This window comes from Coprococcus sp. TF11-13 (assembly GCF_003481085.1).
GTDB lineage: Bacteria > Bacillota > Clostridia > Lachnospirales > Lachnospiraceae > Coprococcus > Coprococcus aceti.
In genome coordinates this window covers 347916-369858 of record NZ_QUKK01000001.1, presented here as the reverse complement: position 1 = coordinate 369858, position 21943 = coordinate 347916, and the positions used below count along the sequence as shown (strand labels likewise).

The 21943-nt window shown below is 44.9% G+C and carries 15 protein-coding genes; all 15 read right to left on the bottom strand.

Translation table 11 applies throughout. The annotated features are described in order from the left end of the window. Positions 1–51: 51 nt before the first annotated feature. Positions 52–1014, bottom strand: coding sequence for a TIGR03943 family putative permease subunit (locus tag DXD11_RS01610; RefSeq protein WP_022216087.1), 963 nt, complete (start codon positions 1012–1014; stop codon positions 52–54). 28 nt (positions 1015–1042) lie between these two features. Next, a complete protein-coding gene (locus tag DXD11_RS01605) occupies positions 1043–2170 on the bottom strand; it encodes a CobW family GTP-binding protein (RefSeq protein WP_117548775.1) in 1128 nt (375 codons plus the stop codon). 134 nt (positions 2171–2304) lie between these two features. Beyond that, on the bottom strand, positions 2305–3216 hold the full coding sequence (locus DXD11_RS01600; RefSeq protein WP_118757636.1) for a mechanosensitive ion channel family protein: 912 nt from the start codon (positions 3214–3216) through the stop codon (positions 2305–2307). Positions 3217–3231: 15 nt separating this feature from the next. Beyond that, positions 3232–5115, bottom strand: a complete 1884-nt coding sequence (locus DXD11_RS01595) for a GlgB N-terminal domain-containing protein (protein WP_118016665.1) — start codon at positions 5113–5115, stop codon at positions 3232–3234. A 19-nt stretch (positions 5116–5134) separates the two neighbouring features. After that, a complete protein-coding gene (locus DXD11_RS01590) occupies positions 5135–6370 on the bottom strand; it encodes a DUF1015 domain-containing protein (RefSeq protein ID WP_055223949.1) in 1236 nt (411 codons plus the stop codon). A gap of 41 nt (positions 6371–6411) precedes the next feature. Continuing rightward, positions 6412–6978 (bottom strand): AAA family ATPase, encoded by a 567-nt coding sequence (locus tag DXD11_RS01585; RefSeq protein WP_015533536.1) that lies wholly within the window; start codon positions 6976–6978, stop codon positions 6412–6414. 192 nt (positions 6979–7170) lie between these two features. Then, a complete protein-coding gene (locus DXD11_RS01580) occupies positions 7171–11430 on the bottom strand; it encodes an Ig-like domain-containing protein (RefSeq protein ID WP_118757635.1) in 4260 nt (1419 codons plus the stop codon). A 221-nt stretch (positions 11431–11651) separates the two neighbouring features. Then, entirely contained in the window at positions 11652–12743 is a 1092-nt protein-coding gene (gene asd, locus DXD11_RS01575; RefSeq protein ID WP_015533537.1) for an aspartate-semialdehyde dehydrogenase, read from the bottom strand. Between the two features lie 26 nt (positions 12744–12769). Further along, positions 12770–13936, bottom strand: a complete 1167-nt coding sequence (locus DXD11_RS01570; RefSeq protein ID WP_015533538.1) for a phosphoglycerate dehydrogenase — start codon at positions 13934–13936, stop codon at positions 12770–12772. A gap of 30 nt (positions 13937–13966) precedes the next feature. Then, positions 13967–15049, bottom strand: a complete 1083-nt coding sequence (gene serC, locus DXD11_RS01565; RefSeq protein ID WP_118757634.1) for a 3-phosphoserine/phosphohydroxythreonine transaminase — start codon at positions 15047–15049, stop codon at positions 13967–13969. A 516-nt stretch (positions 15050–15565) separates the two neighbouring features. Beyond that, positions 15566–17239 carry a biosynthetic-type acetolactate synthase large subunit gene (ilvB, locus tag DXD11_RS01560; protein WP_022216081.1) on the bottom strand — a complete coding sequence of 558 codons (1674 nt, stop codon included), beginning with the start codon at positions 17237–17239 and terminating at the stop codon, positions 15566–15568. A gap of 33 nt (positions 17240–17272) precedes the next feature. Beyond that, complete coding sequence (ilvD, locus tag DXD11_RS01555) at positions 17273–18943, bottom strand: dihydroxy-acid dehydratase (RefSeq protein ID WP_015533540.1); 1671 nt, start codon at positions 18941–18943, stop codon at positions 17273–17275. Between the two features lie 27 nt (positions 18944–18970). Further along, positions 18971–20053: a 3-isopropylmalate dehydrogenase gene (gene leuB / locus DXD11_RS01550; protein WP_117874751.1), complete on the bottom strand. Its 1083-nt coding sequence runs from the start codon at positions 20051–20053 to the stop codon at positions 18971–18973. 64 nt (positions 20054–20117) lie between these two features. Next, positions 20118–20609: a 3-isopropylmalate dehydratase small subunit gene (leuD, locus tag DXD11_RS01545; RefSeq protein WP_022216080.1), complete on the bottom strand. Its 492-nt coding sequence runs from the start codon at positions 20607–20609 to the stop codon at positions 20118–20120. Positions 20610–20630: 21 nt separating this feature from the next. Next, positions 20631–21896, bottom strand: a complete 1266-nt coding sequence (gene leuC / locus DXD11_RS01540) for a 3-isopropylmalate dehydratase large subunit (RefSeq protein ID WP_022216079.1) — start codon at positions 21894–21896, stop codon at positions 20631–20633. Positions 21897–21943: the final 47 nt, after the last annotated feature.

The window sequence follows — 21943 nt, the reverse complement described above, 5'->3', positions numbered from 1 at the left end:
AAAGCTCCCCGGATACATCAAATATCATGTATTCAGGGAGCTGCTCAACTCTTAACTGAAATATACTACCTCTTCATCAGGCGCACTTGTGAGCGTGACCTTCTCTGCTGTGAGAACAGGTCCTTCACCTTCAAAATCTGGGTAATACTCGTAGCCTATCTTGGCTGTGACATCAACCCACTGTCTGTCCACAAGATTCTTAGCACCCTGATAATAGCACTTGAATCCGACAAACTGGATATCCTCAACACAGCATGTCATGGCGAATCTTCCAGGAACAAATGCATTGCTGCCGTACTGCTTAGGTCTAAACACCATGGCCTTGAAGTGGATCTTCTTGCCGTCGTATCTCTCTTTCATGTCAGATGCATCCACATACCAGATACCGAAATCGTCATCCGGCAGTTCTATCACATCTGCGCTCACATCGTATGGCAGATCCTCAGGTTCATTTGTCTCAGGTGCAATGGAGCCATCTTTCATCTCAAAGATGATCTGTGCTCTTCTGTTCACCGCCTTGATGGATCTTCTCCACTCAGGAATCTTGGAATTCTCATCACATCTGTTGAAGATGACCATATCCGCACTGTTGAACTGCTCAACCATGGTTGCCTTCATGTTCTGTGAGTACACATCGTATGTCTCCGCATTCACAAATGAGATAACCTGGACAACCGTCCATCCCTTTGGAACCCTTATCTCAAATATCTTATCGAGCTTCCACATACCATTGTACTCGATCATGACCTGTTCCGGATTGTATTTGTCCTGAAGGTCAAGGAGATGGTCTGTGGTGAGCTGATCTTCCTCTATGAACTCTGTATATATATTAGCCTTCTTCAGAGCCTCAAGATCATACTCCTCCTCTCCGTCCTCACAGACGAGAAGAAGTGTCTTGGCTCCACCTGTAAAGCCTCTGTCCATCAGGGTCTCCTTGGCAAATGTTGTCTTACCGCTCTCAAGGAATCCCATGAACACATATACAGGTATCTCTTTATTCTGACGTCCCATCATATTAACTCCTTATCATAGAACAACCTGCTTAAACCTCGAACAGTTCTGCAAGGTCGTCCTCCTTAAGCTTGCTTCCTATTACGCAAAGCTTACCAGTGATGTCAGCCTTGCCCTTTCTGATCTCGAACTCGCCTGGTACAAGATCAAAGTACAGCCACTCACCTGCATCGCTAGGAACGATACCCTTTGCTCTGAGGATGACACCGTACTTCTCTGTGTCAGCCAGAGTGTCAAGGATCTCTCTGAGCTTGTCCTCATTGTACTTGTGAGGAGTCTCCTTGCCCCAGCTTGTAAATACCTCATCTGCGTGATGATGGTGGTGATCATGGTCATGGCAGCCACATGTACACTCATCGCCATGGTCGTGATCATGATGATGATCGTGGTCATCGTGATCGTGGTGATGCTCGTGCTCATCGTGGTCGTGATGATGCTCATGGTCGTCATCATGGTCGTGATGATGGTCATGGTCGTGACAGCCACATGTGCACTCATCGCCGTGGTCGTGGTCATGATCATGTCCCTTCTTAGCCTCATCCATCATTGTCTCCTCAAGAGACTTGTAGTTCTGCATAGCCTCTCTGATGGCTGCTCCATCGATCTCATCCCATGGAGTTGTGATGATGGTTGCATGATCGTTCTTCTCTCTGATCATGGCTACAGCCTTCTCGATCTTATCCTGTGTGGTTGTCTGTGTTCTGCTCAGGATGATAGTGTTGGCACTCTCGATCTGGTTATTGAAGAACTCACCGAAGTTCTTCATATATATCTTAACCTTTGACACATCGGCAACTGTTGTGTAGCTGTCGAGCTCAACATCAAGATTGCCTGATACATCCTTTACTGCCTTGATAACATCAGACAGCTTACCAACTCCTGACGGCTCAATGATGATCCTGTCAGGCGTGTAATCTGTGATAACCTGCTTGAGTGCAGTACCAAAATCTCCGACCAGTGAACAACAGATACAACCTGAGTTCATCTCTGTGATCTGAACGCCGGCATCCTTCAGGAAACCGCCATCGATTCCTATCTCACCAAACTCGTTCTCTATGAGAACCAGCTTCTCGCCCTTAAATGCCTGCTCAATAAGTTTCTTGATCAACGTTGTCTTACCGGCCCCAAGGAAGCCTGAGATAATATCAATCTTTGTCATATCAATCACTCCTTAAACAAATTTATATTAAGACTGTGCAATAAATACACGGTCTTTGATACCTACATCCACATGATTATACTCGATTGCCTTTATTTTTGCAAGAAATCAAGCATTTTATGTGTGTTAATGAACTATTGTCTCATGTGCACATCCACCTGATTGAACGGAATCTCTATGCCGTTCTCATCAAATGCCTTCTTGAGCTTCCACATGGCATCCCACTTGGCATCGAAAAACTTCTCTATCGTCGCATAGAACTTCACATACATATTGATACCGCTGTCAGCAAATTCATCTATATAGAAGAGAACCTGCTCATCCTTAAGGAAACCGTCAACATCCTTTATGGTCTCAAGTGTGACTCTCTTGACCTTCTCCATATCGGAGTCATACGCAACGGAAAATGGTATCTCCACTCTCCTCATATCGTGCTCAGTCACATTCACAAGGGATGTATTGGATATGTTACCATTCGGTATGACGACTGATTTGTTGTCGAGGGTTATAAGTCTTGTATAGAATATATCTATGGACACTACTGTTCCCTCACAGTGGGTATTGTTCTCCACTATATAATCTCCGACCCTGAATGGCTTCAGTATGAGTATCAGCAGCCCGCCCGCAAGATTTGACAGACTTCCCTGGAGTGCAAGTCCAAGGGTAACGCCTGCTGTACCGAGTATGGTTATGAATGATGTGATCTGAAATCCCACGATACTCGCCGCAGTGAGCACGATCAAAACATTCATGACGATCCTGACCGCCGATATGAAAAATCCTGCAACACTCGGATCAAGCTTTGATCTCTCGAAGCTCTTCCTGAGTATCTTGAGCAGAAGTTTCACCAGCTTGAAGCAGACAACCATGAATATGACCGCCACTACTATACTGCCCAGCTTGGACATGCACCAGTCTGTAAGCTTCTGGATATATTGTCCTATGATGCTCACCTGATCCGTTGCCTCCTTCACAGCATCCCCGACCACACTCTCTGTGGTCGCAGTATCAGCCGCCATGTTATACAGATCACCAATCAATAGCATAAATGTCTATTCCTCCTATTTTACATGGGCAAACACTGCAAATGACAGTGCAGGAGCACTCACTTCTATCACGCCATCCGCAGCAGTCTCATATCCTTTGTTATTGTTGCCCTCGCCTCCATATTTCAGGTTATCACTTGAGAAGATCTCTCTGTACTTTCCATCCGTCTCAACCGGAAGCTTATATCCTGTCACATTTTTAAGTCCGAAGTTGCAGACAATATACACATCATCTGCGACATCCAAACCATGTCTTACAAATGATATTACCTGTCCCTTCTCCTGTATATCAAGTGCACTGCCGGCAAGGTCCCTGCCATCACCGCACAGAGCATTCTTTGTATCGTATAATTTGTTGAGTTCCTTTATATATTTCTGAAAATAGCTGTTTGCATCGAACTCAAGAACCGACCAGTCGATCTGGGTTCTTCCGTCAAACCCGGCAAATCCGCCTAATTCCTGTCCCATAAACGTCAGCTTTCTTCCCGGTAGTGACATGGTGAGACCAAACAGAAGTCTGAGATCAGCATACTTGTCCTCATAGCCACCCGACATCTTGGATGCGTAACTTCCACGCTCATATGCAACCTCATCATGGCTGAGCGCCCATACGGTATCATCCTTCTCATCAAATGGTATACCACATGTATAATCCGTAAAGCTTCCTCTGTTCACAGGAGGTATCATCATGAAATCTGTCACTCTGGACACAGCCTCATTATTCCACCTGAGATCTGTCATAACATCATCACCTGCAGTACCGAGGTTTGTTCTCAGCGCTCTGATAAGCTCCTCATCCTCCAGCCTTACTCCGTCCAGATGATATGTATCTATCCAATATGCGATACAATCCACATCCCTCACAGATACCATATCCATGATAACGCCTATTCCCTTGCTGTGGAAATGATCGACCATGGCCATGAACTCCGTAGGTGATCCAAATCTCGATGTCGGAGCGAACATTCCCACGGTATCATAACCCCAGCCATTGTCATCTCTATATTCCATAAGTGGCATAAACTGTATGTAGTTGTATCCCATATTCTTCACGTACATGGCAGCCTCTTTGCCAAATTCGAGATAGTTAAGAGGATATCCATCTGAGTTTCTCTTCCATGTCGGCATGTGGACCTCATATATATTTACCGGGGCAGATACACTGCCTCTCTTCTTCATATATGAAGAGTCTGACCAGCTATACTCAAGCTTTGCAAGTACCGACGCATTTCCCGGTGCCACCTCATAAACCTCAGCGTAAGGGTCTGCAAATATATCTGTATTTCCATCTCTGTATAATGCCTCGAATTTGTATCTGGTATTCATGAGATCGCCCGGAATGAACAGCTCAAACATATCAGTGTAGTCAATCCTTCTCATAGGATTCACGCGTCCATCCCATCCGTTGAAATCTCCGACCACACTGACCCTGGTTGCCCCCGGCATATTCATGCAGAACGATACACCCTGTACACCATCGAGCGTGATCTGTCTTGCTCCAAACAGATCCTTTACATGGAAATCCGACAATATTCCATCGTCTCCATTTACCACCTTCATGACATTGACCGGATCCACGCTGTATCCGAATGAATACGGATCATAGAATTCAGCCGCCTGCTCGCCTTCTGTTATGAGCTTATATGCAAATGCCCCGCTATCCTCGATCTTCACTGTAAAAAATCCCTGTGAACCTATCTCGGTCATAGGATATTTAAATATCGGCTCGCCCGTTTCTTCATTTATCCTGAGAACAAACGCAGCCGTAGCCCTCGGAAGGTATGCATTTACATAGCAGTCATTAAGACACTGGTGCATACCAAGAATATGATGAGGGTTGCCATGCGTACCCCTTGTTATCGCTGCAACCTCATCTGATTTCAATACAAATATCTCCATAAAACCCCTTCTCCTAATGTTAGTCTATCTTGTGTATAAATATTCCGCTTCTGAGCTTTGGCTCAAACCACGTTGACTTTGGAGGCATGAGAAGTCCCGCATCTGCAATGTCGAACAGTTCAGTGATGGATGTCGGATACATCGAGAATGCAACCGCCATTCCTCCATCCACCAGACGCTCAAGCTCTGCAAGTCCTCTGATTCCACCTACGAACATGATCCTCTGATCAGTTCTCGGATCCTGTATTCCAAGTATCGGTGCAAGCACATTGTCCTGAAGTACCGATACGTCAAGTCTGCCCACGACATCATCCGGAACAATACCTTCTCTGACATCCAGTCTGTACCAGCTTCCATCCATGTACATTCCCACCTGTCCTTTGACCTGTGGTTCCACCGGAACATCACTGGCTGTCACATCAAATATCTTTGAAACCTCATCCATGAATTCCTGCTTGTCATGTCCGTTGAGATCCTTTACCACTCTGTTGTACGGCATGATCATAAGCTGGTCATGAGGGAAAAGTACAGAGAGGAAATAATTGAATTCCTCATCCCCGGTATATCCCGGATTCTTCTCTCTCATATGGATTCCCGCCTTGACGGCCGATGCCGCCCTGTGGTGTCCATCCGCTATATAGATATCGTCCACTCCTTCAAATGCAGCTCTGATGGTGTCTATATCTTCCTGGCCATCTATTATCCATACGTTGTGAGTGATCCCGTCAGGTGATGTGAAGCCGTACAACTTATCACCCTTCTTCACTCTATCGATGATCTCGTCAACCTTATCTATCGCTCTGTACGCAAGGAATATAGGTCCCGTCTGCGCTCCGCATGCCTCGACATGCTTTATTCTGTCTATCTCCTTGTCCTCTCTGGTATTCTCATGCTTCTTGATGACTCCATTCATATAGTCATCTATAGAAGAACATGCCACGAGTCCTGTCTGATGCCGGCCATCCATGATAAGCTCATAAATATAATAGACTGGTCTGCGCTCCATGATATATGTTCCATCATCTATCATGCCCTGAAGCAGCTGACCAGCCTTATCATATACACATGGAGCATATGTATCCACATCTGGTCCAAAGGATGTCTCTGCTCTGTCCACTTTCAAAAATGATAATGGTTCGCGCTTGACCTCTATCTCTGCTTCCTGACGGTTATACACATCGTATGGCAAGGCAGCTACTCTGCCTGCAACATCTGGTCTCGGTCTATAGGCTCTAAAACTTCTGATTGTTGCCATATTCTCTACTCCTGTCATAAATATTTTATTGTATGTGCCAATTAACCTCTTACAGCCTTGACAACCTTCTTGATCGAATCCTCATATTCCTCCTCTGATGAGTTCTCGAAAATGAAGAGATCCTTGATGTTTGTAGGCGGATTGAAGTTCTGGCTGTTGATGTACTCATCCCAGTGCTCAAGCTTCCATGTATCCCTGTCTGAAGCTCTCTTGATCATTCTCTCATGACATACATCTTTTCTTGTATTTACCCAGATAACGAAGAGCTCTGCATCTTTCTCTGCAAGCTTAGCGCGAAGATTGTCAAGATACTCATCATCTCTGATCTCCTCTGTAAACGGAGCATTGATGAGAACTGTATCATTGTAATCCAATGCCTCAAATGCAAGATCCAGCACACAGTAATACTCGTAATCTCTGATCTCCTTCTGGAAGAAATCTGATGAACGGTTGTACTCCTGTCCGGCAACCACAAATATCTGCTTTGAAAGCACGATAAGTGTATCCTTGTCAAGGTATACACAATTGTGAAGTGCCTTTGCAACCTGCTTTGAAATAAATGTCTTTCCACATGCTGGTGGTGATGTAACTAAAATAAGCTTCTTCATATCTATAAATGCCTCCATGTAAATGAAATCAATTTTTCTAATAGTTTATCACAATTGCTATTTGCTTACAACATTTTTTAACGTTAAATAAAAATAAAGAACAGCAAAGAACAATATACGTAAAAAACCGTCAGACCTGTTTTGCAGGCCTGACGATTAAGATCATATATTCCAACTATATGTTGTTATATTTTATTTTACTATGATTGTACACTTTGCGTACTTACCACTGCCATCCTTAGCCTTACATTTAATTACCACACGGCCCTTCTTCTTACCTACTACTGTTCCACTTGTTGTTACGGTAGCTATCTTCTTATTTGAAGAAACCCAGATAACTGCCTTGTTGTTTGCAGTTGCAGGACCTACTGTTGCCCTGAGTGTTATCTTTCCCTTTCTCTTTATGGTTGCTGTCTTCTTGTTTAACTTGATCGAAGAAACCATAATAACTGAATTGATTGTACACTTGGCAGTAATATTGCTTCCGTCCTTTGATTTACATGTGATAACTGCCGAACCCTTTCCAACAGCCTTGACAACTCCTGTTGACGAAACTGTTGCAACCTTGGTGTTCGATGATGACCATGTAACCGCCTTATTGTTTGCCGCTGCAGGACCTACAGTTGCCTTGAGTGTGAATGTAGCACCCTTCTTGATAGTCTTGTTTGTTGCATTGAGCTTGATGGATGTTACAGGCTGTGAAACCGTAACAGTACACTTTGCAAGCTTGCCGCTTCCATCCTTAGCCTTACATGTGATAACTGCTGTTCCCTTTGATACTGCTTTGATCGTACCATTGTTTACTGTTGCTACCTTGCTGTTAGAAGTTGTCCACTCAACATTTCTGTTATTTGCGTTAGCAGGAGCTACAGTCGATGTTATTCTGCCCTGTTTACCCACAAACAGATTCAGTTTTGTCTGATTAAGTTTTATTCCTGTAACCGGCTGGTTAACTGTAAGTCTGAGAGCTGCCTTGGCCTTTCTTCCTTCAATGCCTTCGACAGCCTCGCATGTGATAGTCGCTGTACCTCGGGATTTTGCTGTTACCTCTCCATTCTGATCTACAGATGCTACTGCTTCACTCGAGCTTGTCCACTTCAGCTCTGTTTTTGAAGCATCCTCCGGATTGAGAGTCACATTCGGGGTAAACTTATCACCTACATTCACAGTCTTAGTGCTCTCACCCAATACTATTGATGATATCTGCTGGACTACTGTAACTTCACATGTTTTTGATACTCCACTTCCATCTCTTGCAGTACATGTTATTGTTGTTGTTCCGGCTTTAACACCTGTTATTGTTCCGTTTGATACTGTTGCAACACCCGGATCACTTGACTGCCATATAACATTTCTGTCATTTGCATCTTCTGGAAGTACGGTCTGCTTAACAGTTCCTCGTTCACCCACATACAGAGTGAGCTTCTCCTTGTCAAGTGTTATAGCACTTACATACTTCTTTACTGTAAGAGTGAATGATGTTGTTTTCTCACTTCCATCAACTGCTGTAGCTGTGATAACTGTGGTTCCTCTGTCGAGGGCTGTTATCAAACCATCCTTGTCAATGCTTGCAACACTCTCGTCTGATGATGCCCAGATGACTTCCTGATTCGATGCAGTTGCAGGAGATGCAGTAATTGTAACCTGCATCGTGTCACCTGCATATATGGTTGTCTTATCTCTGTTTATTCTAAGGCTTGTAACTCTCTGCTTTACTGTAATGTTGCAATCCACATACTCATCATCTGAAATTGAAAATCTGATAACAGCAGTTCCTGCTGATCTGGCAGTAACTGTAGCCTTTGTCTTATCTGTTGAACTATATGACACCGAAGCAACGTTTGTATCTGACGATGTCCACTTCAAATTCTTGTAAATACTTGCATCATCCGCATCGATAACAGCCTCAAGTGATACTGTTCTGCTTTCCGTATCTGCTCCGAGCAGCAATTCTGCACTGTTCATATTGAGAGTCAAACCTTTTACAGGCGGCTGTACAGTCACATGACACTTGCCGTACACCTGCTCAGTATCAACAGATGTACATATGATATCAGCTTCTCCCGGATTGACTGCCTTCACATTTCCCTCGGCATCGACCGTAGCAATGCTCTCATTTGATGATGACCATACAACGCTCTGCTCCACTGCAGTATTTGGAGAAACCGTAGCAACGAGATTACTGCTTCCACCTGCAATGATCGTCATTCTAGACTGTGAAAGTGTCACGCTGTTTACTCTCTGTTCAACATTTACCTGAATTACTGTCTCTACATCAGGATTATCAGTTGATGTAAAATGAAGGAATGCGATTCCTGCACCTCTTGTTGTTATAGTCTTACTTGATGTATTAAACGACAAAACCTTATTGTTTTCTTTGCCATCCGCATCAGTCACCTTACAAGTGAATCCTGATATCTCTTTGGACGCAAGACCATCCTCGGTAACACACTTTACATCCAGCTTCTTAGAGCCATTTCTTGGATATGTTCCACAGTCCATGTTGATGACTGCGCCATTCTCGTATGTTATCTGGTTGCCTGCATCATCCTTCTCGTTCTGATCTACAAGATAAAGTCCGGTAACAGGCTTGTGACACTCCATATTCACATATCCTATAGCACGATCATTCAGCAGAATGTTAATCTGAGCTGTTCCCGCCGAAACACAGGTCAGTTCTCCTGTCTCCCTGTCTATCTGTGCAACTCTTTCATTTGACGAACTCCATGTTATGTTCTTGTGTGGATTCTTTTCGTCATCCGTAGCTGTAAGTGTAGTCGTATCACCAACTCTGAAGCTGAGTGTAGAACTGTCTGACTTTACAACATTTCCATCAGTTGTATACCATACTGTGACCTTGAGCGGGTTAAGAATGTTGAGTGTGAACTTGACCTTCCCCATTCCTGCTCCTGTATAGTAATTGTATGTAATCTTCTCCGCATCCGGCTCCGCTGTAAATATATATCCATCAAGCTGTCCTCCGGTCACGGATGACGCCTCATTGCTGGCATCTATGCCCTGTATTCCTGCGTATCCTGTAGTATTCTTGTTTCGTTTATGAATTTCAACCCCATTATCATCTGTTAAAGGCTTGCCGTTGTTATCTACAGCAACAGGAAGTTCATAGTCATACCACGCCTTATGCAAACCATAGTCTTTTGAAAAATCGCTAAAATCATAATCATAGTTCGTAGTATCAAGTGTTATATCCCTGCTATTCCCACTGCAACTGAACACACCATCATCGCCATAAAGTTTAGGACACACTGATATATCTATGGCCACAAGATTGTTGTTGTCAATCTCAAGTTCTTTCAGGTCAGGATGACCATCAAGCTTTATACCCTGGATATTATTGTCTGAAATATAAAGCTTCTCCAATAAACTGTTTGATACTATATCAAGCTCTGCAAGAGAATTTGATGATGCGTCAAGATTAACCAGATTGGTGAGAGTAGATACATCAAGCTTATTTATGCCAGTATCCTTGACATAAAGCTCTCTAAGTGCTGTATTCGCAGTAAAATCCACCGCACCCAGAACATTGCTGCTGACATCAAGGTAGCTAAGACTTGTGTTCTTTGACACATCTATTGATGTAAGTCTCGTGTTAGAACAATCAAGTGTTGTAAGCGCCGGGGTATTGTCTATGTTCAGCTCAGCCACATAGCTATTTGAACAATCAAGCGAACCAAGGACTATATCACCGGATACGTCAAGCTTGGTAATTGACGAACGAACAACAACTCCACTGTCGCTCTTTGCTCCAGCACAATAAAGATTCTTAAGCTTCTCATGACCTGACACATCAAGGACAGGCAGTGAACGCATGCTGTCACAATAAAGTGTTGTAAGCTCCATGTTTGAGCCAAGATCAAGTGTTGATATGGTGGTTCCACTTACGCCAAGCACCTTAAGCCCCTTCATATTGCTGACATCTATCGATGAAAGGTTTGTTGAATTGGCATTGAGCAGTACAAGATTATTGTAATCAGCCAGAGATGTAAGGCTTGTGATCTTGTTTCCACTTATATCAAGATATGTAAGTTTCTCTGCACTTACCGGCAATGTAAGACTGTCTATTCTGTTACTTGAGACATCTATATATTCAAGATTCTCAAGATTCTCTATATCAAGATTCCTTATAGACTGCTCATTACAATCCAGCTTTGACAGATTGGTGAACAATTCTACGCCATTCAAACTTGATATAGCAGGAGAACACTTCGAAACATCTATAGATGTTACATTCGAGATCTCCGCATCTGACAGATAACCATTACTGTCTGTATCGAAATTACTCGACACATAGCTTCTAAACGACGAATCCGTAAACGTGTCAGCTATGGATACGCCATCATCCGCTGCATAAACCGGGCCAACACTGGCCAGTGACTGGACAATCATCGCTGCACTCACAGCCGCTGCCAGCCATCTCTTCCCTTTTCTCATAAAATACCTCCCTTAGTAATTCATGGTTTATTTACAATTAATCTAATTTTAGTATACCTGTTTGTGCAATGTCAACATAATGTTATCAATAATACTGCATAATATAACGCCATGCAAAACAAAAAAATTGCCGGAACATGTTCAATTCATAGCAGCAACATTATCCCGGCAAATCTTTATGATATTGTTAGCACAGACACTTCAAATATCCATATAATTTATTACTTCTTTGTGATATATCCCTTAGCCTTCAGAAGCTCTGCACAGAGAACTGCACCACCTGCAGCACCTCTTACAGTGTTGTGTGAAAGGCCAACGAACTTCCAGTCATATACTGAATCCTCACGGAGACGTCCAACGCTGATACCCATACCTTTCTCGAAGTCAACGTCCAGAGCAACCTGTGGTCTGTTGTCCTCCTCAAGGTACTGGATAAACTGCTTTGGTGCACTTGGAAGACCAAGCTCCTGAGGCGCGCCCTTGAAGCTTGTCATAGCCTCAATAAGCTGCTCCTTTGTAGGGTTCTTTCTGAACTTTACGAATACAGTTGCTGTATGTCCGTTGAGAACTGGGACTCTGATACACTGGCTTGTGATAGTGATTCCCTCTGCAGGAACGATCACACCATTCTCCTTGTCTACCTTACCCCAGATTCTGAGTGGCTCCTTCTCTGACTTCTCTTCCTCACCACCGATATATGGGATGATGTTGCCAAGCATCTCAGGCCAATCCTTGAATGTCTTACCTGCTCCTGAGATTGCCTGATATGTGCTTACGATAACCTCGTATGGCTCAAATGGCATCCATGCTGTAAGTACAGGTGCGTAACTCTGGATTGAGCAGTTAGGCTTAACTGCAACAAATCCTCTCTCTGTTCCAAGTCTCTTCTTCTGGAACTCGATAACCTCTGCATGGTCTGCATTGATCTCTGGAACCATCATAGGAACATCAGGAGTCCATCTGTGAGCTGAGTTGTTTGAAACTACAGGAGTCTCTGTCTTGGCATAAGCCTCCTCTATAGCCTTGATCTCATCCTTTGTCATATCTACTGCTGAGAATACAAAATCAACTGTGGCAGCAACCTTCTCTACCTCATTGACATTGTATACTACAAGCTTCTTAACTGCCTCTGGCATCGGTGTATCCATCTTCCATCTGTCACCAACTGCCTCTTCGTATGTCTTGCCTGCGCTTCTTGGGCTGGCTGCAACTGTAACGACCTCGAACCAAGGATGGTTCTCAAGAAGTGAGATAAATCTCTGACCTACCATACCTGTTGCGCCAAGGATACCTACCTTTAACTTGTCACTCATTTTTCTTCTCTCCTATTTATCTTTTATTACTTTATGACTCTTACCTTAACAACTCCCTCGATTGCTGAGAGTTCTGCGATGTCGTCTGCTGTTGGCTCTACACCGATATCAAGGATAGAATATGCGTAATCGCCCTTTGCCTTGCTGATCATTCCTGATACATTGCCGCCCTTCTTGGAGAATACTCCTGTGAACTGGGTGAGCATGTTAGGGATGTTCTTGTGGCAGATAGTAACTCTGGCTACATCACTGCACTGTCCCATGTTTACGTTTGGATAGTTTACAGAGTTCTTGATGTTTCCATCGTTGATGTATGCCTTGATCTCCTTACAAGCCATAACTGCACAATTGTCCTCTGACTCTGCTGTTGAAGCTCCAAGATGTGGGAATGCTACCACGTTCTTGTAACCTGCTATAGCTGGGTTAGGGAAGTCTGTCATATACTTTGCAACCTTGCCTGAGTCGAGTGCCGCCTTCATATCCTCATCGTTGACCAGTACATCTCTTGCGAAGTTGAGGATCTTCACGCCGTCCTTCATCAGTGCAAATGCATCTGCATTGATCATTCCCTTTGTGCTGTCAAGAGCTGGAACATGAACTGTTATATAATCACAGTCTCTGTAGATATCCTCTACATTTGTGATGTGCTTTACATCCTTTGAAAGTCCCCATGCTGCATCTACTGACACATATGGATCATATCCGTATACCTGCATGCCGAGCTTAAGCGCAACATTTGCAACCTTTGCTCCAATGGCACCAAGTCCGATTACACCGAGCTTCTTGCCAAGGATCTCATTGCCTGCGTAGTTCTTCTTCTGCTTCTCCACCATCTTGGCGATATCTGCCTCAGCGGCATTGTCCTTGACCCAGTTGTAACCGCCAACGAGATCTCTTGAAGCCATGAGGAGTGCTGCTACTACAAGCTCCTTAACACCATTTGCATTTGCTCCTGGTGTGTTAAATACTACGATACCCTTCTCAGCGCACTTATCAAGTGGAATGTTGTTGACACCTGCACCTGCACGGGCTACTGCCAGAAGGTTGTCTGACAGCTCAAGATCATGCATGGATGCACTTCTGACCAGAACTGCATCTGCATCTGCGAAATTGTCTGTTACTTCATATGTATCAGGTAAAAGCTCCATACCGCACTTGGCGATAGGGTTTAAGCAATTAATCTTTACTGACATGTCTTTTTCTCCCTTTTCTGTTACTATATATTACTTGTTCTCTGCCTCGAACTTCTTCATGAACTCTACAAGCTTCTCAACACCCTCGATAGGCATTGCGTTGTAGATAGATGCTCTCATACCACCTACTGTTCTGTGACCCTTGAGGTTGACAAATCCAGCCTCTGTAGCCTCCTTGACGAACTTTGCATCAAGGTCTGCGTCACCAGTTACAAATGGTACGTTCATGAGTGAACGGTCTTTCTTTACTACAGTTCCCTTGAAGAGCTCTGAGCTGTCGAGGAAATCATAGAGAATCTTGGCCTTTTTCTCGTTGTGAGCCTTCATAGCCTCAAGGCCGCCCATCTCCTTAACCCACTTGAATACCTTGCCACAGATATAGATGCCGTAGCATGGAGGTGTGTTGTAGAGTGAGTCTGCATCTGCCTGAGTCTTGTACTTGAGCATGGTTGGTGTAAATGGCATTACGTCATCTCTGATAAGATCCTCACGGATGATAGCCACTACTACGCCTGCAGGACCAACGTTCTTCTGAACTCCGAAGTAGATCATACCGTAATCCTCAACATTTACAGGCTGTGAGAGAATGTCTGATGACATATCTGCAACAAGTATCTTGCCCTTTGTGTTAGGAAGTGTGTGGTATGTTGTTCCATATATAGTGTTGTTATGACAAATGTATACATAATCAGCATCGTCATCTATTGGAAGATCTGAACAATCTGGGATATATGAGAAAGTCTTGTCTGCTGATGATGCAACTGCAACTGCCTTTCCATATTTCTTTGCTTCTTCGTATGCTTTCTTTGCCCACTGACCTGTGATGATGTAGTCAGCTACGCCATTCTTCATGAGATTCATTGGAATTGCTGCGAACTGCTGAGAAGCTCCTCCCTGAAGGAAAAGCACCTTGTAGTTGTCAGGTATGTTCATGAGATCTCTGAGATCCTTCTCTGCCTCTTTGATGATATTGTCGAAGGCCTTAGATCGATGGCTCATCTCCATTACGCTCATGCCTGTTCCCTTGTAATCAAGCATTTCTTCTGCTGCCTCTTTTAATACCACCTCAGGAAGAACTGAAGGGCCTGCTGAAAAGTTGTACACTCTTGCCATTTTTGTTATCTCTCCTTCTTTTTAGTTGTGACGATGATTTTTCCTTCCTGACGAACAGATTGTCAATACTTGTATTCCTTTCTGGGGACGCTCTCGCTCGTTTCGGTCTGCAGCGGTACTAAGGCTCACTTTGTATCGCCAAGTACCGGCGACCTCAAATGCCCTGCGAAAGGAATACAGCAATTTCCAATCTTGTTCTTCGCTCAAGGCAAAATCATCTGTTGTGACTTAATTAAATGTGTGCGAGATATTTTACTTAACAAAAATGTCCTTCGTTCCCATTTATGTGAAAATTCTGACTTATATTTGTTCTTTTGGTGTATCCCGCTTGCGATTGTCAAGTTTTTTGTCTTAAAATCTTATATTTTCAAGTGAATAAACTTGTTTGTCGCTTATATCCCTGTACTATAGCACTCTTTTCGCCTGTCGGCAAGTGGGGATTATATATAAAGGCACCATATTTATGTATGTATGCACACAAATATGGTGTCTTTTCATCTTGTGCCGGCGTATATATTACATATCGTCCTCTGAGAAACAGGTGTCGATGGCTGCTCCCGGAGCTACCATTGGCCATACCTTGTCGTCTCCCGCTATTGTTACATCTATTACCACAGGTCTGCCTGCTGTCAGGGCTGTCTTCATTGCTGCCTCGAACTCATCAAGGGTGTTGGCTCTGATTCCCATGGCACCAAGTCCCTCTGCTACCTTGACGAAATCTACCGAATCGTCAAGCACGGTGTTGGAATATCTGTGGTCATAGAACAGTGTCTGCCACTGTCTTACCATTCCAAGTACGTGGTTGTTCAGGACTACCTGGATGATAGGCACGTTGTATCTCGCAGCTGTTGCTATCTCGTTCAGATTCATTCTGAAGCATCCGTCACCGGCTATGTTGATGACTGTCTTATCAGGTCTGCCGTACTTTGCTCCGATAGCTGCGCCAACACCGTAACCCATGGTTCCAAGTCCGCCTGATGACAGGAATGTCCTAGGCTCCTTGAATGTATAGTTCTGGGCTGCCCACATCTGATGCTGTCCGACATCTGTTGTGATGATCGCATCACCCTCTGTAAGCTCGTAGATTTTCTTGATAGCTGCAGGTCCGTTCAGTGTGTCAAAGCTGTACACGTCAGGATTCTGCTTCTTGAGGTCTTCGATCTCAGACATCCATGTCTTGTTGGACTGGGCGGCAAGCTTGCTGTTGAGGAGCTTCAGGACCTCCTTTGCGTCGCCGACTATGCTGGCATTTGTAGGGATGTTCTTGTCTATCTCAGCTGCATCTATATCTATATGTATGATCTTTGCATTTGGCGCGAACTTGGATGCATTTCCGATAACTCGGTCTGAGAATCTGGCACCAACAACGATCACAAGATCTGCCCTTGACACACCGAGGTTGGACACCTTTGTTCCGTGCATACCGATCATGCCTGTATATCTCTCGCTTCTTCCGTCAAATGCGCCCTTGCCCATAAGTGTATCGCACACTGGTGCATCCACCTTATCTGCAAATTCTGCAAGCTCTGCTGATGCGTCAGAGATGATACATCCACCACCTGCCATGATAAATGGTCTTCTTGAAACCTTGATCATCTCAAGGACTTTGTTCACATCCTCCTCGCGGATGGTGTCTGTCTTTCTCTCGATGACCTCCGGTGTCTCTGGTATATACTCTGTCTCCGCTGCGGTTACATCCTTTGTTATATCCACAAGCACCGGGCCAGGTCTGCCGCTCTTTGCGATCTTGAACGCACGTCTGATGGTCGGTGCAAGATCATCTATGTGCTTCACGATAAAGCTGTGCTTGGTGATAGGCATAACGACACCTGCAATGTCTACCTCCTGGAAGCTGTCCTTACCGAGCATATTTACACCTACATTTGCTGTTATTGCCACAACAGGAATGGAATCCATGTATGCTGTAGCTATACCTGTTACAAGGTTGGTGGCACCCGGACCTGATGTGGCCATACATACTCCGACCTTGCCTGTAGCTCTGGCATATCCATCTGCCGCATGGGCAGCCCCCTGCTCATGTGATGTGAGCACATGGTTGATCTCATCCTGGTGCTTGTAGAGGGCATCATATACGTTGAGGATAGTTCCTCCCGGATAACCGAACACGGTGTCAACGCCCTGTTCTTTAAGGCACTCTATAACAATTTCAGAACCTGATATCTTTGACATCTTACTTTCTCCTTTTCCCTTAATTGTGATCAATTAATTCTTTGGCACCTCAAGAACAGCACCTCTGTTGCCTGATGTAACCATAGCTGCGTATCTTGCAAGATAGCCTGTTGTAACCTTTGGCTGTCTTGGCTTCCATGCAGCCTTTCTCTTTGCAAGCTCCTCGTCTGAGACATCGAGCTTGATGCTGAGGTTGTTGATATCGATCTCGATCATATCGCCTTCCTCAACAAGAGCTATAGGTCCGCCCACAGCAGCTTCAGGTGATACATGTCCGATGGACGCTCCACGGCTTGCTCCTGAGAATCTTCCGTCTGTGATAAGGGCAACTGATGAGCCAAGTCCCATACCAGCGATGGCTGATGTAGGGTTGAGCATCTCTCTCATACCAGGGCCTCCCTTTGGTCCCTCGTATCTGATGACTACCACGTCACCCTCTACGATCTTGCCGCCCTTGATAGCTGCGATTGCGTCCTCCTCACAGTCAAATACCCTTGCAGGGCCCTTGTGAGCCAGCATCTCAGGCACAACTGCTGAACGCTTTACTACAGAGCCGTCTGGTGCAAGGTTACCCTTGAGTACAGCCAGACCACCTGTAACTGTATATGGATTGTCCATAGGTCTGATGACCTCAGGATTCTTGTTTACACTATTGGCAACAGCCTCACCTATTGTCTTGCCTGTAACTGTCATGCAGTCCTTGTTGATGAGTCCTGCATCTGCAAGCTGCTTGATAACCGCATACACACCACCGGCCTCATTGAGATCCTCCATGTATGTGTGGCCTGCAGGAGCAAGGTGACACAGGTTAGGTGTCTTTGCGCTGATCTCATTTGCAAATGAGATATCAAAGTCGAAACCGATCTCATGTGCGATGGCTGGAAGGTGGAGCATAGAGTTGGTTGAACATCCAAGTGCCATATCAACTGTAAGAGCGTTGATGATTGACTCCTTTGTGATGATGTCTCTAGGCTTGATGCCCTTTCTGTACATATCCATAACTGCCATTCCTGCATGCTTTGCAAGCTTAAGTCTCTCTGAATATACTGCAGGGATTGTTCCATTTCCAGGAAGTCCCATTCCAAGAGCCTCTGTCAGACAGTTCATAGAGTTTGCTGTGTACATACCTGAACATGATCCGCATGTAGGACATGTCTTGCACTCATACTCGTATACATCCTCCTCAGTCATGGTTCCGGCTGCGTATGAACCTACAGCCTCGAACATGCTTGAAAGACTTGTCTTATTTCCCTTTACGTGTCCGGCAAGCATAGGGCCGCCAGATACAAATACTGTTGGAACATTTACTCTGGCTGCTGCCATGAGAAGTCCTGGAACGTTCTTGTCACAGTTAGGGATCATGACGAGCGCGTCAAACTGATGTGCTATAGCCATAGCCTCTGTTGAGTCTGCGATCAGATCTCTTGTAACCAGTGAATACTTCATTCCGATGTGTCCCATTGCTATACCATCACACACAGCGATCGCCGGGAACATAACAGGTGTACCACCTGCCATGGCAACTCCCATCTTTACTGCCTGTGCTATCTTGTCCAGGTTCATGTGACCTGGAACTATCTCATTGTATGAACATACAATACCTACTAAAGGTCTCTCCATCTCTTCCTTTGTCATGCCCAGTGCGTTGAACAGAGATCTGTGTGGTGCCTGCTGCATTCCAACCCTAACATTATCACTCTTCATCTTATTCTCCTCCAATAATGGTCCTTTCTATATTCTCTCGCAGATAAGATCACCCATCTCGGAACAGCTTACGAGCTGTGTTCCCTCTGAGTGGATATCTATTGTTCTGTATCCGTCCTTGAGAACCGTCTTTACAGCGTTCTCAACTGCATCTGCCTCTTTGTCAAGGTCAAATGTGTATCTGAGCATCATTGCCGCAGACAGGATGGTTGCTATCGGATTCGCCTTGTTCTGGCCTGCTATGTCAGGTGCCGATCCGCCTGATGGCTCATACATACCGAACTTTGTCTCGTTAAGTGATGCAGATGAAAGCATTCCTATAGAACCTGAGATCATGGATGCCTCGTCTGAGAGGATGTCTCCGAACATGTTCTCTGTGAGAACCACATCGAACTGTGCAGGATCCTTCACAAGCTGCATTGCGCAGTTGTCTACGAGCATGTGCTCAAGCTCAACTTCTGGATAATCCTTTGCCACTTCCTCAACGACCTTTCTCCAGAGTCTTGATGAGTCAAGGACATTGGCCTTGTCAACGGATGTGACTTTCTTTCTTCTCTTCATAGCTATGTCAAATGCCTTGATGGCTATTCTTCTGATCTCGTTCTCGTTGTATGTGAGGGTATCAACGGCTGTCATAACTCCGTCAACCTCCTCTGTGTGTCTCTCGCCGAAGTAGAGACCACCGGTGAGCTCTCTCATCATCATCATATCAAATCCGCGCTCTGCGATCTCAGCCTTAAGTGGACATGCCTCCTTCAGCTCATCATAGAGATTGGCTGGACGAAGGTTTGCGAAGAGGCCAAGCTCTTTTCTGATCTTCAGAAGTCCTGCCTCCGGGCGGAGATTTGGAGGGAGCTTATACCATGGTGATGTGGATGTATTTCCTCCGATAGAACCGAGGAGAACTGCATCCTTTGACTTTGCAACTGCCACAGCCTCGTCTGTGAGCGGTACGCCTGTTGCATCTATTGAACATCCACCCATGAGTATCTGCTCATAGTCAAATGTGTGTCCAAACTTTTTACCTACTGTATCGAGAACCTTCATAGCCTCTGTGACTACCTCAGGGCCGATACCGTCGCCTTTTATTACGGCTAAATTACACTGCATTTTTGTCTCCTTCCTGTTTTGCCTTTCATGATATATCTTCACTCTGGCCAAACATGCTCATACTCTATTTATTTTTATTATTGATATAGTTGATTAGTCCCTCGCTCTTGATGATCTCCTGCATGAACGGAGGGAATGCCTGTCCCTTAAATTCTGTTCCCTGGGTTCTGTCATAGATCATACCGCTGTCGAAATCGATTTCCACGTCATCGCCTGCCTGGATAGCCTCTGCTGCCTCAGGGCACTCGATGATCGGAAGTCCGATATTGATGGCATTCCTATAGAAGATTCTGGCAAATGTCTCTGCGATTACGCAGCTTATTCCTGAAGCCTTGATGGCTATAGGTGCATGCTCTCTTGAAGATCCACAGCCGAAGTTCTTTCTTGCTACCATGATATCGCCCGGCTTTACGCGCTTTACGAAATCCTTATCTATATCCTCCATACAGCTCTTTGCGAGCTCTGCAGGGTCTGATGAATTCAGGTATCTTGCAGGGATGATTACATCTGTATCTACGTTGTCACCGTATTTGTGTACTGTTCCATGTGCTTTCATAGTCTATCTCCTTTATCTCTTTTATAATCCAAGTTCGTCAGGACTGCTGATCTTACCTGTGATAGCTGAAGCTGCTGCAACAGCAGGACTGGCAAGATACACCTCTGAGTCTACGTGACCCATACGTCCTACGAAGTTACGATTGGTTGTTGATACAGCTCTCTCTCCTGCTGCCATAACGCCCATATGTCCTCCAAGACATGGTCCGCATGTAGGAGTTGAAACCACTGCTCCGGCCTTGACAAATATAGTCATGAGGCCTTCCTCAATACACTGAAGGTAGATATCCTGTGTTCCAGGGATGACGATAACTCTGACACCGTCAGCAACCTTTCTTCCCTTGATGATATCTGCCGCAATTCTCATATCTGATATACGTCCATTTGTACATGAACCGATGACTACCTGATCGATCTTGATATCTCCGACCTCATCGATAGTCTTTGTATTCTCTGGGAGATGAGGGAAAGCAACTGTCGGCTTAAGCTGTGACAGGTCGATGGTGTACTCTGCATCGTATACAGCGTCCTCGTCTGCCTCATACTTTGTATATGACTTTGTGCTGTGCTCCTTCATGTACTCCTCTGTAAGCTCATCGACAGGGAAGATACCATTCTTGGCACCTGCCTCGATGGCCATGTTCGCAATTGTAAATCTATCGTCCATTGTGAGGTTCTTGATTCCCTCTCCAACAAACTCCATAGACTTATAAAGCGCACCGTCAACACCGATCATACCGATGATGTGAAGGATGACGTCCTTACCACTGATCCACTTTGCCTTCTCTCCAACGATGTTGAACTTGATGGCTGATGGAACCTTGAACCAGGCCTTGCCTGTCACCATTCCTGCTGCCATATCTGTACTTCCGACACCTGTTGAGAATGCACCGAGTGCTCCGTATGTACATGTATGTGAGTCTGCTCCGATACATGTCTCACCAGCCACGATAAGTCCTTTCTCCGGAAGGAGCGCATGCTCGATACCCATTGCTCCGACATCGAAATAGTTCTCGATCTCATTTGCCGCTGAGAACTGTCTTACACACTTACAGTGCTCTGCACTCTTGATATCCTTGTTAGGTGTGAAGTGATCCATGACAAGTGCTATCTTCTTCTTGTCAAATACTTCCTTCTTGTTGAACTTCTCCATCTCGTGAATTGCGACCGGAGTTGTTACGTCATTTCCTAATACTAAATCCAAATCTGCCTCGATAAGCTGTCCTGCTTCAACTGATGGCAGTCCTGCATGAGCAGCTAAAATCTTCTGAGTCATGGTCATACCCATATTTATAGTCCTCCTATCATTTGTTTCTAAATACAAATTCTTACTCT

Bases quoted from the DNA above. Each gene is read 5' to 3' on its own strand.
- DXD11_RS01610 (WP_022216087.1), bottom strand. From the start codon at position 1,014: ATGATGGGACGTCAGAATAAAGAGATACCTGTATATGTGTTCATGGGA.
- DXD11_RS01605 (WP_117548775.1), bottom strand. From the start codon at position 2,170: ATGACAAAGATTGATATTATCTCAGGCTTCCTTGGGGCCGGTAAGACA.
- DXD11_RS01600 (WP_118757636.1), bottom strand. From the start codon at position 3,216: ATGCTATTGATTGGTGATCTGTATAACATGGCGGCTGATACTGCGACC.
- DXD11_RS01595 (WP_118016665.1), bottom strand. From the start codon at position 5,115: ATGGAGATATTTGTATTGAAATCAGATGAGGTTGCAGCGATAACAAGG.
- DXD11_RS01590 (WP_055223949.1), bottom strand. From the start codon at position 6,370: ATGGCAACAATCAGAAGTTTTAGAGCCTATAGACCGAGACCAGATGTT.
- DXD11_RS01585 (WP_015533536.1), bottom strand. From the start codon at position 6,978: ATGAAGAAGCTTATTTTAGTTACATCACCACCAGCATGTGGAAAGACA.
- DXD11_RS01580 (WP_118757635.1), bottom strand. From the start codon at position 11,430: ATGAGAAAAGGGAAGAGATGGCTGGCAGCGGCTGTGAGTGCAGCGATG.
- asd (WP_015533537.1), bottom strand. From the start codon at position 12,743: ATGAGTGACAAGTTAAAGGTAGGTATCCTTGGCGCAACAGGTATGGTA.
- DXD11_RS01570 (WP_015533538.1), bottom strand. From the start codon at position 13,936: ATGTCAGTAAAGATTAATTGCTTAAACCCTATCGCCAAGTGCGGTATG.
- serC (WP_118757634.1), bottom strand. From the start codon at position 15,049: ATGGCAAGAGTGTACAACTTTTCAGCAGGCCCTTCAGTTCTTCCTGAG.
- ilvB (WP_022216081.1), bottom strand. From the start codon at position 17,239: ATGTCAAAGATATCAGGTTCTGAAATTGTTATAGAGTGCCTTAAAGAA.
- ilvD (WP_015533540.1), bottom strand. From the start codon at position 18,943: ATGAAGAGTGATAATGTTAGGGTTGGAATGCAGCAGGCACCACACAGA.
- leuB (WP_117874751.1), bottom strand. From the start codon at position 20,053: ATGCAGTGTAATTTAGCCGTAATAAAAGGCGACGGTATCGGCCCTGAG.
- leuD (WP_022216080.1), bottom strand. From the start codon at position 20,609: ATGAAAGCACATGGAACAGTACACAAATACGGTGACAACGTAGATACA.
- leuC (WP_022216079.1), bottom strand. From the start codon at position 21,896: ATGGGTATGACCATGACTCAGAAGATTTTAGCTGCTCATGCAGGACTG.